The organism is Enterococcus sp. SB12 (assembly GCF_030910025.2).
In the GTDB taxonomy this organism is placed as follows: domain Bacteria; phylum Bacillota; class Bacilli; order Lactobacillales; family Enterococcaceae; genus Enterococcus_B; species Enterococcus_B faecium.
This window is the reverse complement of the sequence record NZ_CP175675.1, coordinates 853,580-867,446: the sequence shown is the minus strand read 5'-3', so window position 1 is coordinate 867,446 and position 13,867 is coordinate 853,580. Positions and strand designations below refer to the sequence as shown.

Below are 13,867 nucleotides of genomic sequence, written 5' to 3'. Positions count from 1 at the left end.
AATTTGTAGCGAAACAAATTAATTACAAGGAGATCGGATATGTCCATAAAAAAAACACGTCTAGTCCTATTATTGGCTAGCCTCATTCTTTGCCTTGCTTCTTTTCTACCAGCTGTTGCTGTGCAAGCTGAAGATACGTTCAAAGTAAATGCAAAAGCAGCTTTTGCTGTAGATGCGCAAAGCGGTAAGATTCTTTATGATCAAGATGGAGAAAAAACCATGGGGATCGCTTCAATCACAAAAATCATCGGTCTTTACATCGTTCTTGATCAAGTAAAAGAAGGAAAACTATCATGGGATGATAAAGTTTCGATTTCAGATTATGCAGAAAATTTGAGTATCACCCTAGATTTATCGAATGTTCCTTTGCATAAAGAAAACACCTACACTGTCAAAGAATTATTCGACTCTGCAATCATCCAGTCAGCCAATGCTTCAATGGTGGCCTTGGCAGAAAAAATCTCTGGCAGCGAAGCTAAATTCACTGAACGAATGAAAGAACAATTGAAAGATTGGGGAATCAAAGATGCAACAATCGTTAATGCATCAGGATTGAACAACTCTTATCTTGGTGAAAACCGACCAGAAGGCACTGGAGAAAACGACGAAAATCAAATGTCTGCTCAAGATGTGGCCATCGTTGCCCGCCATTTGATCTTGGATTTCCCAGAAATACTGGATGTATCAAGTACTACGACCCAAATGTTTGGCGAAAATACGCAATCACCAGTGGAAATGGTCAACTGGAACTGGATGCTCCCAGGATTCGTTAATTACAAGGAAGGCGTGGACGGATTAAAAACTGGTACGACTGAGCTTGCAGGTGCTTGTTTCGTTGGTACGATCACTAAAAACGATCAACGGATCATCACTGTCGTATTGAATGCGGACGGCCATGCGGAAAACCCGAGTGCCCGCTTCAATGAAACAGACCGTTTGATGGACTACTGCTATGACAATTGGTCAGAAAAAGAGCTCGGAAAAGCTAACGCAAGTATTCCTAGTCTAAAAACCATTGATGTAAAAGACGGAAAAGAATCAACAGTTCCTGTTGTGCTTAAAAGCCCTGTAAAAGTATGGGTACGAAACGATATGGATACTGGCAAATTAACGATCACGCCAACACTTGACAAGAAGCAAGTCACTGACAATGAGATCCAAGCACCTATGGATAAAGGTACAAAAATCGGTACCGCTACGATCACCTTGACAGACGATAAATTAGGCTATTTAGAAGACAACAATGCACCATCAACAGAGATCATTACGGATAAAACAGTGGAAAAAGCGAATATATTCGTGATTGGCTGGCGACGCGTCGCAGAATTTTTTGGCAACTTGTTTTAATTGAACAATAAGAAAAACATCTTTCCATCGGAAAGATGTTTTTTTGCTTTTTCTAGTTTAAATAACAGCTTTTTTCATCTATTTTCGTTATACTGTATAAGAAAAAGGAGTTGAATTTATGAATCTAACCAGAGATCTGATCTTTTTAGTTCTCTATCTTATTGGGGTATTCTCTATCGTTTATTGGCGAAAACAGAAGAAGGATCCTTCCTTGTTCTTTTACGGCAGTACGTGGACATTTACGGTAATCTTAACTTATTTTGTCGTGTTGGAAATTTTTTATTCGACCTTTTATTTTTTGATTCCATTGTTGTTCTTTAGTATCTTTGCTTTTTCTTATTTCACAGAAAAACGAAGGCTGCTGAATGGTCTTTTATTCAATGTTTTCCTCATCAGTTTCGGCATCTACTTGTTTGTCTTGCTGTATGAAACGCAAAATATTTTCCTTGGCGGACTGATCGCCTTGATCACGATTCCATTGCTACTTGTCCTTTTATTTGGTATTTATGGATTGATTGTTTTTCTTTTTTGGAACGGGGTCACAGTTTTACGTAGAGAATCGCATTCATTAGCTAATCTTTTAACGTTGATACTAGCCATTTTTCTTACACTGTTTCTTGTTTTTGACTTTTTCTTGTTAAAATATTTGCCGCAATGGATAAATGCTTTGTTTTTCTGCGTTCCCCTGATCTTGATCTATCTATTTATCGTATTCTACAACTTTTTGACTGTCTCATTCTTGTATCAGTTCAACCGACCTCGATACAATCAAGACTTCATCGTTGTGTTAGGCGCTGGGTTGATCAATGGAGAAACAGTGTCTCCTCTTCTAGCCAAGCGAATCAATAAGGCAATTGCTTTTTATCGGGCTCAAAGCCGTGCTACATTAAATCCGCCCATCTTATTGATGTCTGGCGGGCAAGGAGCAGACGAAAAAGTACCAGAGGCCATTGCGATGAAACAATATGCCATGGAACAAGGAATCCCTGAAAGAGACATTCTTGTCGAAACCAATTCGACAACCACTTTGGAGAACATGCTCTATTCAAAGGAAATCATGGATCAGCAAATGAAAGGGCCATACCGCGCGATCTTTAGTTCCAACAATTACCACATTTTTAGAGCCGGTCTTTATGCGCGGCAAGCCAAATTGAAAGCAAATGGTATTGGTGCAAAAACAGCTTTCTACTACTTGCCTAATGCGTTTTTAAGAGAATACATCGCCATCTTGATGATGAACAAAAAAAGACATATGATCATTTGCGGATTGCTTTTCGCAGGCTCCGCATTCTTATCGCTGATTACTTTACTTTTCTAAAAAAACAAGGTGTGACAAAACATATGTCACACCTTGTTTTTTTCTTTCATTCTCTTAACTATTGGCAAAAAGAGTATCCCTTTTTTGACCGCTACTTGCTGAGCAGAATAAATACCGCTGTTGCCTGAACACATAAAGCTGATCAAGCAGATCATAAAGAAGTATACTGCCGCTTGTGAACCGAACAATTCGATCCCCATCACAAAGCAGGCAATCGGTGTATTTGTCGCACCAGAAAATACTCCGATAAAGCCCAATCCTGCGAGAAAAGGAACAGAAACATGGAGCAAAGGCGCTAGTGCTGCACCAAGCGTTGCACCAATTTCAAACAATGGTGTCACTTCTCCCCCTTGATATCCCGCGCCTAAAGACAAAACTGTGAAGAATAACTTCCCAATAAAATCATAGACATGTGTCTGTCCATTAAATGATTCTTGAAGTAACGGAAGACTCAAACCGAGATAACGTTGTGTTTGCAAAATCAATGCTGCTGCCACAACTACAGCTCCACCTATCGTATTTCGCCAAACAGGATGAGGAATCCATTGTGCATATCGCGCTTTTAAAAAGACGATCGAACGGCTGAATACCCAACCAATCAAACCAAAAGCAATCCCAGCAACAAAAACTTTGAAGAACAGCAACATACTCCATTCAGGAATCACACCCATTTGGTAATGTAGATGAGAAACACCATAGCTTTCTGTCATGAAATTTGCAAACAGTGCAGCAAAGAAGCTAGGGAAGATCGCTTCTGTTCGGACTTTCCCGATTGCCAACACTTCTAATCCAAATAATGTTCCAGCTAAAGGTGTGCCAAATACAGAACTAAAACCCGCACTGATTCCACTGATAATCAAGATTTCCCGTTCTGATTTATCCAATCGGAACAAACGTGATATATTATCTGCTAACGCTCCCCCCATTTGGACTGCTGTTCCTTCACGGCCAACAGATCCCCCAAATAAATGGGTAGTTATGGTTCCAAACAGTGTAAGTGGAATAAGTCGCAACGGGATTTTTTCTTCTCCACCATTTCCTTGATCGATCACTAAGTTGTTTCCACGACTAGAAAGACCGCCGTGATACGCATAGAGATAAGCAAAAAGCGCACCACTAACTGGTAGTAGATAAAGGAGCCAAGGATGTGATAGTCGGATATCTGTCACAACTGTCAAGCTATTTAAGAAAAAAGCAGATAAGCTCCCCATGAATATACCGAGAATCGCTGTGATCACCAGCCACTTCAGCATGTACACTAAAATGCGTACTGGACTCGGTAATTGTTTTTCCATAAAAAATTCCTCCTCAATAAAAAAACGCCTACTAAAGAAAGGGGCTGTCCCCAGACTTTAGTAGGCGTCATTAGCTATCTTTCGTTAGCATTTAAAGGCGAACACCATCACCTATTCACTTCCATTAAAAGATAGCATATTTTTCTGTAAAAAACAATAAAATTATCGTTCTTTCTTTACACGTTCAGTAAATTCATAGAAAGGAGCCAATTTCGTTAACTGTTGATTACATTGGTCACTATCATGACAAATATAATTCCCCTTTTTCGTATACGTGCCATCAGAACCTGCTTTCGTTGTAGAAAGAAAAAGCGAAACATTCGATGTTTTCTGACAGATTGCACAGATTCCCTTATTTATCGTTGGTGATAAAGTACCGCTAATCCCTTTTAATTTTTCATCTTCGTAATAGACCATGAATTTTTTCTGCGTACCTGGATCATTCCAGCCGATGTACGTATGTTCTTGCAAGTCGATTTCATTCCAAGCTGGTTGTTTGAGTTTTTTCACTTTTCGGAATAATTTCTCGATTTGTGGTTTGCTAGGCTGCATAAACGGCTGGACGATTTGCTTCAGCTCCTCCAATGCTCTTTCTGCTTGCGCTTTTGTCAGTTTTACGTCTAAAACTGTCGTTAAAAATGTATCGATTTCTGGCAGTTCGTGTTCTAATATGTCTCGAATCTTTTCAGCTGCTAGTGCCTGAACTGTTTGTACCGTTTTTGGATCATTGACAGATGAGTACGCATTTAATAACTGTTCTACTTCTCTTTTTATAAAAAAATATTGGTATGGTTTTATTGTTTGTTCCATGATTTTAAAGTCCTTTCTTCTAACCAAAGTGCATACTTTGTAGAAAAAAGTGATCTTCTGCAAAGTATGTGTTACCTGAAGATCCCGGACTCTTTTAAATAAGATACGTTTTGCATCTTATCATCACCCCCTTTAATGCTTATTATTCTATGTACATGATTCATTCGATAAATAAAAGTAAACCGTATCTTGAACAGATAGTCAACTGCAAACAGAAAAAAGGACTGTGACAAAAGTCGTGTCAAAGTCCCTTGTTTCGAATGAATGGTGTTCCAGAAGTAGCTTCTTCGAAAAATAAGCCGAAATTTCACAAAAATTTGAGAAGCAATTTTCGTACATTCCTTCTTATTTCTTGAAGCTGACCACTTCTGTCACAACCTCAATATGGTCTATATTGGTTTTACCTGTTAAATCGAGGATTCTTTCCCAAAGTAACGTTGCCATCTCTTACGCATACTTGCAGACATGGGCTGAGCCGCTTCTTTGACTGCGCAGTATTTGTCCACGAATGTCACGATATATCCTTCTTTGTACTTAGGCGGTGCGATCGTTGCGCCCCACATGTGCTTCAAAATGATATCTCGCTCAAGATCAGACAAATCGGTGATTTTTTCTGCATTCTTTACAGCAATTCTTGGATGGATATACGCATGTGTCCCCTCGTCAAATTTCGTCGTACGCCAATCATAGTAGAACAGATCATGCAAAAGTCCAGCACGCGCTGTTGCTTTAGCATTGCCACCCCATTTTTTTGCGAGCAGATAACTATAGTAAGAAACACTGATGGAATGCTCCAAACGAGTGGAATGAACATGCTGTGTGTAATTCGCTAATTTTTTCACTGCTTCTGTTTCTAAAAGATCTTGTACATAAGACATATATTCTTCGTCTTCACGCCATTTTTCTGTCATAATTATCGATCTGCCACCTTTTTGAATTTCATTTTCTTCTGAAATTGATCTAAGTATACCACCAGTGTTCGGATTATTCTAGTCGCTCTAGATAAAATAGCTAAAGCTTAATAGTTCCTTAATCATAAAGAAAAATGATAAAGAACGATCCCTGCTGCGACTCCGACATTCAATGATTCCGCATTTCCTTTCATTGGGATATATACGTTCTGATCAGTCAAAGACAAGATTTCCTGACTTACTCCCTGACCTTCGTTTCCCATGATTATAGCGAAATCCTCTGTTTTTTCTACTTTGTCTAATGCATGTGCTTCTTCATTTAATTCTGTACCGTACACCGTAAACCCTTTGCCTTTCATTATAGGGATTACATCTGCCAAATCTTTTTGTAACACAGGCAAATGATAATTGCTTCCCTGCATGCTTCGCAGCACCTTTGTACTATAAATATCTGCCGTTCCTTTACCTAATAAAACACCAGCCATACCAAACGCATCTGCCGTACGGATCATCGTTCCCACATTTCCAGGATCCTGTACATTATCTAGTAAAAGCCAGCCTCCTGAAAAATCTGGCGTATCTTCAGATGTTAACGTCATCACTGCTAAGATCCCTTGCGGTGTAGGTAGATCTGACATAGCGGTCATGACCTCATCTGAAACTAGAAAAGTAGAAATCTCTTTGTTTACAGCCAGCCAGTCTCCCCATTCTTTCATACCTCTCTGTGTCACAAAAAGTTCTTTTATTTCTGCATCAGACGACGCAGCTTCTTCGATCAGATGGAACCCTTCCAAAAGATATTCTGCCTTTTCTTCTCTGTATTTCTTTTTATGTAGTTTTTTTAATTCTTTGATTCTTGGATTTTTTGCTGATTGGATCTCTTTCACATTCCTCACCTCAACTGATTATATCATGGAATAGGTGCTTGAGCTTGTTTCATCCTAAAAAAATCGGTATCATTGATTTATAAAACAGGAAAGAAAGGTGACGAACATGCGCAAAGTTAAAATGAATGTCCAAGGACGTGTCCAGGGCGTGGGATTTCGCTATATGACCAAGATGGTTGCTGATCAGTTAGGCGTGACCGGAACGGTAAAAAACGAAGACGACGGCTCAGTCACAATCGAAGCAATCGGAAATGACGACATCATCCAAAAATTTATCGAAGAAGTCAAGAAGTCTCCGAGCCCAAGTGGACGAGTGCAGTATGTGGATGTCCAAGAAGATCCGATGATTGAGGAACGAAAGAAATTTGATGTGGTGGGATAAGGTTGTGAAAAAGCTGGTCTGCATCAAGCATTAAGGACTGGTTGTGATAAATAGCTCTCCATATTTTTCAACAGGCTGGACTTAATGCCGTAGATGCAAGCTTTTGAACACCATCGATAAGGTTGTTTTTGAAGCGCTTTGCCTCGAGTATTAAGGAGAAACATTTTCAAAATAGCTTCTCATATTTTGAAATGTAATGACTTAATACCGAGAGGCAGCTGATAAAACACCGTCAATAAGGTTGCGAAAAAGCTGATCTGCATCAAGCATTAAGGACTGGTTGTGAAAAAGTCGCTTAGTTTTGAGTATTAAGGAAAATTTTGTGAAAATGGCTTTCCACATTTTTGCATAAATTTGACTTAATACCAAGAAACTGACTTTTGAACATCGTCGATAAGGTTGTTTTTGAGGCACTTTGCCTCAAATATTAAATACAGGTAGTAAAAAAGCTGATCTATAACTTGCAATAAATTTGCTTAACCCATATTTTCCAAACAGAACAAAAAAGTTTTTAGTTTTTTAAATAAGAAAGAAACACTTGGAATCACTCTTTTCTTTCTAAGTATTTCTTTCTTGATTTTTTGTCTTTTTTCAAAATTTTTCGCTACGAAAAAGAACGAATATTTATATGAAATTTCTATGAAGTTGATTGAATTCCATGCGCTTTTTTAGTATAGTTAAGTTTGTGTAAAAATTATAGAAGAGGAAGTATTCTATGAATAAATGGAAAAACTGGTTATTGGGATCCGGACTTGTCAGTATCCTGCTCTTTTTATCTGGCTGTGTGCGGATGGATTCAAACGGAAACCCTGACACTTCAGGAATCGTTTATCGAGTACTCGTCCATCCTATGGGCCAAGCGATTACATATCTAGTTGAGAATTTCAATTGGTCTTACGGCTGGGCAGTTATTGCAATGACTGTGATCGTTCGTATCATCATCTTGCCACTAGGTATCAGTCAATCGAAAAAAACAATGATCCAATCTGAAAAAATGCAAGCGTTAAAACCACAAGTTGAAGCAGCACAACAAAAGCTAAAAGCTGCAACAACACGTGAAGAACAAATGGCAGCACAAGCAGAAATGCAGCAAGTATATCGCGAAAATGGATTGAGTATGACCGGCGGAATCGGCTGTCTGCCTCTATTGATCCAAATGCCGATCTTCTCTGCCTTGTATTTTACAGCACGCTACACAGAAGGTATCCGTGAATCATCTTTTTACGGCATCGATCTAGGCTCACCAAGTATGGTGCTTGTGGCCATTGCAGGGGTCGCTTATCTGCTTCAAGGATATATTTCAACAATCGGTATTCCTGAAGAACAGAAAAAGACGATGCGTACGATGCTGATCGTCTCTCCTGCTATGATCGTCTTCATGTCGATCAGTGCGCCAGCCGGTGTTACACTTTACTGGGTAGTCGGTGGTGTGTTCAGCTGTCTGCAAACATTCATCACAAACGTTATGATGAAACCACGTTTGAAAGCACAAGTGGCAGAAGAGTTGAAACAAAACCCGCCAAAACAAGTCGTCACTCCAAGAAAAGACGTGACAGAATCAGCAAAGCCAGCTAACAACAAACAAGCAACAAAACAAATCAAACAACCAAAAAACAGTACAAACAACAAAGGCCGCAACGCAGGAAAGCAGCAGAAGCGGAAGTAGATAGTAAATAAGAGTGTAATAAAAATTCATTAACAGTTTTAGCAATTAAAAATATCGACCAAGATTTTTGAAAAAGAAATCTGGTCGATATTTTTATTTAAGTGAATGTTTAATTTGAATCATCGATTGATCGCTATCTAATTGCAGCAGCATCTTTTTATGAAGAAACAACTTTTTCTTATCTATCAACGTAGACAGGTGTTGCTGTTTCTTTTAATAATGTACTTAATTCCTTAATATTTTGTTTTCCTTCTTCTAACATCCAACTACTCGCTTTTTTTTCGCCTTCGGTAACAAAAGGTGCCACTCCCTTCGCCCATGTTGCTCGCCCACATAAGACACCATTGAATGTCGAACCTGATTGTTTTGCAAGACGTAATGTATCTTGAAATAGCGTAGCATTGACTCCCGCACTTAAAAAAATAAACGGTTGTTCAGTCACTTTCGATTGTTCATAGAAATACGCGGATGCCTCTGCTTGACTATAACAAGTCTCTTGCCCATATCCTTCCACAAATCTCATATTCACTGGCACTTCTACTTTCAATACATCCACTTGATAACGTTCTTTTGAAAATTCTCGCATGGCTTCAATAACTTTATGGGGTTTTACTTTTGCATAGGCAAGAGAAGACGGATCGCCAATAGTTGCATCATAAGAAAGGATCTCTAAAAAGAAAGGTATGCCTTCTGCTTCGCATTCTGAACCAATCCGTTCTATAACTATTTGTTTTTGCACATTAATCTCTGCTGGTTCATCCACGTCATAGTACAATAAAAATTTACAAGCATCCGCACCAGCTTCTTTTAACCTTTTCACCGACCAAATATTCAATAAATCAGGTAATCTTCCCGGCATTTTCGTATCATAGCCGGTTTTTTCATAAGCTAGCAGCAAGCCACATTCTTTCTCTCGAAGAGCTGCTGCAGGAAGGCCGTATTCTGGATCAAGTAAAATAGCTGAGGCATAGGGAGTCAGGTATTGAGAAACCATCTGTTTAAATTGGATGATGTCTTCTGATGTAGCTTCTTTATATTGGTTAATCATTTTCTTCAAAGCACCACGCTGGTCGATTGCTAACGCGCTAATAATTCCAGCTTCATCCGTCAATCGCTTCAAACGTTCCTGCTTTTCTATACTCATCTTCTTCATATATCTTCACCTATTTCTTTAGTTAATATTGTGGCTATTTTTGTTTTCGATTTTGCTTTTCTCAACTGTTCTGTAACCTCTTTTCGCATCAATGATCGTGCAACGAGAGACAATAATTTCAAATGAGTCGTTCCTGCTTCTGAATCTGGAATAAATAACGCAAAAATAAAATCAACTGACTGTCTATCTAAACTGTTCCATTCAATTCCTTTGTTCAGTGTGACGATAATCATACTAGGTTCATTTATTGTTTGAGACTTCGCATGAGGAATAGCAAAACCTGACATTATTCCTGTAGTACCTTCTTTTTCTCTTTCTAGAAGTTTTTGATATACATCTTTTTCGTCATGAGCAATTCCTAAGCAGAATGTTTGCTTTGCTAAAAACTTAAATGCTTCTTCTTGACTATCCAATGGCTGTTGTAAAAAAATGTTCTCTTCATGAATGATTGTCATGATAAGTCTCCTGCTCTTCCTTTTTCGATAACTGTACGATTTGCTGCTTTATTATCCATCTTCTTGTCTTTATCAGTTACTCTTTTCTTTTGGATTAATCCTAGTATCACTCCACCAACGATCGAACCAATAAGAATCGCTGTAACCCATTGGATTTTTCCCGTCACTACAGGTAACACTAAAAAACCACCATGTGGTGCTGGAACTTGGACGCCAAACAAATAAGTTAAGACAGCAGCAATTGATGAGCCTAACATCATCGTGGGTAACACTCGGATCGGGTCTTTCGCGGCAAACGGAATAGCTCCTTCCGTAATATGAGTTGATCCTAAAATAAAATTAACCAAACCTGCATTACGATCATTGGTATCAAAATATTTACCAAACAATAAAGTAGCAAAACCAGTAATCAACGGTGGTGCAATACAAGCTGCTGACACACCAGCCATAAAAGTCGTGTTTCCTTGTGCCAAAAGAGCTGTTCCTGTTACATATGCCGCCTTATTAACCGGTCCTCCCATATCAAACGCACACATACAGCCAACAATCACGCCAAGAACAAGTGGATTCGAATGTTCAAATCCAGCTAAAAAGCTCATCATTCCTTCATTTATAGCCTTCATTGGACCTGCCAGCAAAGACATCACGATGCCAATAAATGCTACACCAATAACTGGATATAAGAAGATTGCCTTCAAGCCATCTAGTTTTTTAGGTAAAATTGTCAGTAGCTTTTGCAACAATAAGATAAAATAACCTGCTAAGAACCCAGCTAAAATACCTCCTAAAAATCCAGTACCGCCATTCATGGCTACGATTCCACCAACAAATCCAACGACTAACCCTGGACGTTTCGCGATCCCTTCTGCAATATAAGCTGCTAAAACTGGAACCATCATTCCCATTGCTGCATCGCCAACTGCTTTTACCATTGCCGCTGTAGCATTGTATTGTGCATGATCTGAATCAAAAGAATAGATTCCCCAAACGGCAAATGAAATAGCAATCAATACTCCGCCAGCTACCACGAAAGGCAACATATGAGAGACACCATTCATCAAATTTTTATAGATGCTGCGACCAAAATTAGCACCACTTATCGTTTCTGATTCTAAAGTATCAACAGCTTCATTATCTGCTAAGATGGTCCCTTTTCCTGCCAATGCTTCGTCAATCAGCCGTTGTGCATACTTGATTCCTGTACTGACAGAAACATCAATGACTCGTTTTCCCGCAAATCTTTCTGAATGGACATCTTTGTCTGCGGCAATAATGACAGCATCTGCCTGTTTGATTTCTTCAGCCGTTAATTCATTCTCGATCCCAATTTGTCCATGGGTCTCCACTTTGATCGTGATGCCTTTTTTCCTAGCTGCTTGCTCTAATGCCTCTTGCGCCATGTAGGTGTGTGCAATTCCTGTCGGACAACCGGTTGCTGCAATTAGTTGATATTTTCCCATCTTTCGAACCTCTCTTCCTTGATTTTGATTTGTTTACTTAATTCCACCACATCCAAAAAATCAGTCAGTCCTTTACGAAAAGCAGTAGAGCTGCCTGCTGCTATGCTTTTACGTAACGTTTCATCAAGCGGTCGTCGATTCATGTATCCTGCTAAAAAAGTGCCTAACATGGCATCACCTGCACATGCTGTATTGACAACTTTTCCTTTTGGCGAGTTTCCTCGAATCACCCTGTCTTTCGTAAAAAGAATCGCTCCTTCCTCACCGAGGGATAACAAAACATTTTCTGCACCTAACTCTACTAGTCGTTGTCCATAAACAAAGTATTCTTCATCTGTAACCATTTTTCGTCCGAACCAAGAAGAAAGTTCTTCCTCATTCGGTTTCAGCAAAAATGGTCGATAGGGCAAACAATCCATGACCTCTTGATCACTACTATCAATAATCAAATGAATCCCCTTTTCCTGACAAATCCGACTGATTTCTACTAAAACCTTTGGAGACAGCCCTCTTGGTAAACTCCCAGAAACACAAAGATAATCCTCTGCTTGTAATGCTCTTATTTGATTTAAAAAATTATGGACAGCTGCCTGCGGTATTTCAGGTCCTTGATTCACTAATTTGTATTCTTCTCTCGTTTGATTGACTTGTGTAAATACATTGATACGCGTCATACCAGGCACTTCAATAAACTCTGTTTGGATTTGTTTCTTCTGTAAATAGTCTTCTATATATTTTCCTGTGAAACCAGCAGAAAAACCTAATGCCGTACTTGGGAAATCTAGCATCTTTAATACTAGTGACACATTCACCCCTTTTCCGTTTGCCTGAATGTCATCCTCCTTTGTACGGTTTACCATAAAAGGATGCATCTCCTCTGTTTCAATAAATAGATCAATTGCCAAATTCATCGTGCATGTGTAGATAGACATAACCAATGACCTCCTTGACTCTATTATGAAATACGCGAAAGAGAAAATGTTTTCTTAATCGTTCCAACACAAAGAGAACCTTTACATTTATAAACACATCGTGCTATTTTTTAACTAACTTTTAGTGAAAGAAGGAAAGAATATGGATCACAAATTAAGTGAAACAGAACAGTACCTCTGGAACTTTATCGAACACCACATCCTAGAGATCCCTAACTACTCCATCGTGAAACTAAGTGAACAAGCAAATGTCTCAACAGCCACCATTGTGCGGACAATGAAAAAGAAAGGCTATGAAGGATTTACTTCGTTTAAGCACCATCTAAAAGAAGGAGAAAACAAGAACATCAATTTTTCTTTCTTAGATAAAGTAGACAAAGGTATCCGTCGAGCCATTCTAAAAAATGAACAAGAAGTGGTACGTACGATCAATATGTTGGAAATCGGGAACATTGAAGATACAATACAAAGAATCAAATTTTCTGGCCGGGTTTTTGTCTTTGCCCGAGGATTTTCAGAAATGATTGGCCAAGAAATGCTGGTAAAACTTCAATTAACAGGAAAAAATTGTCAAATGCATACTGATCCAGAAATTATCAAAAGCATCAGTCAGAAACTGACTAAGAAAGACAGCGTTATTTTTGTTTCTTTGAACGGCGAGACAAAAGAACTCGTCACCGCCGCAAAGAATTGCTATGATGCAGAGATTGGTTCGATTCTAGTTACAGCCAATCATTCCTCTACACTGAAAGACTATTGCGAGATCAATCTCGTAGGTTTCAAATCAGAAGGTTCTTATTTCCCTGATTATGAAGTACGGTCGCGTTTGCCTCTCCAGATTATAGCGAGAATCCTGCTTGACGCCTATGTATTGCGTATGGGGGAGAAGTGAGGATATTTGATTTGCGATTGATAACAATTGCAAATAATGGGATTAACAACACTATGAAAAAACCTATTCTATCAATATCACTTTTATTTATATACAGAATTAGTAGGAAATAAAAAACTTCCTAAATGATTAAGAGATTGTAAAATAATCGCTAAAAATTAAACAGTAATGTTAAAGTATACTTTGCTTCAAATTTGGATAATAAAACTGCTAAACAATTACCTAAATTGTTATTTGAGTTATAACTATTAGAATTTGCTATGTACTATTTAAAAGCTTGAGATTCAAAACATTTACCACAACAGGAGAAAACTTTTATAATAACGTTCCACAAGAAAATTAAATAATATAATAAAGCA

13 protein-coding genes and 1 riboswitch are annotated in these 13,867 nt (G+C 38.6%); of the genes, 5 read left to right on the top strand and 8 right to left on the bottom strand.

Annotation, left to right across the window (positions count from 1 at the left end; genetic code table 11):
- Window positions 1-39: 39 nt before the first annotated feature.
- Together RBL01_RS04170 and RBL01_RS04165 are read left to right on the top strand one after the other, a co-directional pair.
- On the top strand, window positions 40-1,347 hold the full coding sequence (locus RBL01_RS04170) for a serine hydrolase (protein WP_086310285.1): 1,308 nt from the start codon (window positions 40-42) through the stop codon (window positions 1,345-1,347).
- Window positions 1,348-1,465: 118 nt separating this feature from the next.
- Window positions 1,466-2,665, top strand: coding sequence for a YdcF family protein (locus RBL01_RS04165; RefSeq protein WP_002302199.1), 1,200 nt, complete (start codon window positions 1,466-1,468; stop codon window positions 2,663-2,665).
- Window positions 2,666-2,691: 26 nt separating this feature from the next.
- Here the strand turns inward: RBL01_RS04165 and RBL01_RS04160 are convergent, their stop codons facing one another.
- The 4 genes from RBL01_RS04160 to RBL01_RS04145 all read right to left on the bottom strand — a co-directional run bounded on the left by RBL01_RS04160 (window position 2,692) and on the right by RBL01_RS04145 (window position 6,568).
- Window positions 2,692-3,960 carry a voltage-gated chloride channel family protein gene (locus tag RBL01_RS04160; protein ID WP_002334498.1) on the bottom strand — a complete coding sequence of 423 codons (1,269 nt, stop codon included), beginning with the start codon at window positions 3,958-3,960 and terminating at the stop codon, window positions 2,692-2,694.
- Between the two features lie 54 nt (window positions 3,961-4,014).
- Window positions 4,015-4,081, bottom strand: a riboswitch (Fluoride riboswitch).
- A 41-nt stretch (window positions 4,082-4,122) separates the two neighbouring features.
- The gene (locus RBL01_RS04155) at window positions 4,123-4,770 is read right to left on the bottom strand and encodes a FusB/FusC family EF-G-binding protein (protein ID WP_165537977.1); all 648 of its coding nucleotides are present in this window, start codon (window positions 4,768-4,770) and stop codon (window positions 4,123-4,125) included.
- Window positions 4,771-5,177: 407 nt separating this feature from the next.
- Complete coding sequence (locus tag RBL01_RS04150; protein WP_002289559.1) at window positions 5,178-5,681, bottom strand: HD domain-containing protein; 504 nt, start codon at window positions 5,679-5,681, stop codon at window positions 5,178-5,180.
- 122 nt (window positions 5,682-5,803) lie between these two features.
- Window positions 5,804-6,568 carry an RNA methyltransferase gene (locus tag RBL01_RS04145; RefSeq protein ID WP_307780957.1) on the bottom strand — a complete coding sequence of 255 codons (765 nt, stop codon included), beginning with the start codon at window positions 6,566-6,568 and terminating at the stop codon, window positions 5,804-5,806.
- Between the two features lie 106 nt (window positions 6,569-6,674).
- Between RBL01_RS04145 and RBL01_RS04140 the strand changes: the two genes are divergently transcribed.
- Together RBL01_RS04140 and yidC are read left to right on the top strand one after the other, a co-directional pair.
- Window positions 6,675-6,950 carry an acylphosphatase gene (locus RBL01_RS04140; RefSeq protein ID WP_002289551.1) on the top strand — a complete coding sequence of 92 codons (276 nt, stop codon included), beginning with the start codon at window positions 6,675-6,677 and terminating at the stop codon, window positions 6,948-6,950.
- Window positions 6,951-7,665: 715 nt separating this feature from the next.
- Entirely contained in the window at window positions 7,666-8,616 is a 951-nt protein-coding gene (yidC, locus tag RBL01_RS04135; RefSeq protein ID WP_002302193.1) for a membrane protein insertase YidC, read from the top strand.
- Window positions 8,617-8,794: 178 nt separating this feature from the next.
- Here the strand turns inward: yidC and lacD are convergent, their stop codons facing one another.
- From lacD to pfkB, 4 genes are read right to left on the bottom strand one after another with little or no spacing between them, the layout of a single operon-like run.
- Window positions 8,795-9,769, bottom strand: coding sequence for a tagatose-bisphosphate aldolase (gene lacD / locus RBL01_RS04130; protein WP_307780958.1), 975 nt, complete (start codon window positions 9,767-9,769; stop codon window positions 8,795-8,797).
- Window positions 9,766-10,224 (bottom strand): fructose PTS transporter subunit IIA, encoded by a 459-nt coding sequence (locus tag RBL01_RS04125; protein WP_002337823.1) that lies wholly within the window; start codon window positions 10,222-10,224, stop codon window positions 9,766-9,768. The genes lacD and RBL01_RS04125 overlap by 4 nt, the downstream gene beginning before the upstream one ends.
- Window positions 10,221-11,684 carry a fructose-specific PTS transporter subunit EIIC gene (locus RBL01_RS04120; protein ID WP_307780959.1) on the bottom strand — a complete coding sequence of 488 codons (1,464 nt, stop codon included), beginning with the start codon at window positions 11,682-11,684 and terminating at the stop codon, window positions 10,221-10,223. The genes RBL01_RS04125 and RBL01_RS04120 overlap by 4 nt, the downstream gene beginning before the upstream one ends.
- Window positions 11,666-12,616, bottom strand: a complete 951-nt coding sequence (gene pfkB, locus RBL01_RS04115; RefSeq protein ID WP_104776994.1) for a 1-phosphofructokinase — start codon at window positions 12,614-12,616, stop codon at window positions 11,666-11,668. Before pfkB ends, RBL01_RS04120 begins: the two co-directional genes overlap by 19 nt.
- 142 nt (window positions 12,617-12,758) lie before the next feature.
- Between pfkB and RBL01_RS04110 the strand changes: the two genes are divergently transcribed.
- Window positions 12,759-13,508, top strand: a complete 750-nt coding sequence (locus tag RBL01_RS04110; protein ID WP_307780960.1) for a MurR/RpiR family transcriptional regulator — start codon at window positions 12,759-12,761, stop codon at window positions 13,506-13,508.
- The last annotated feature ends 359 nt before the right edge of the window (window positions 13,509-13,867 follow it).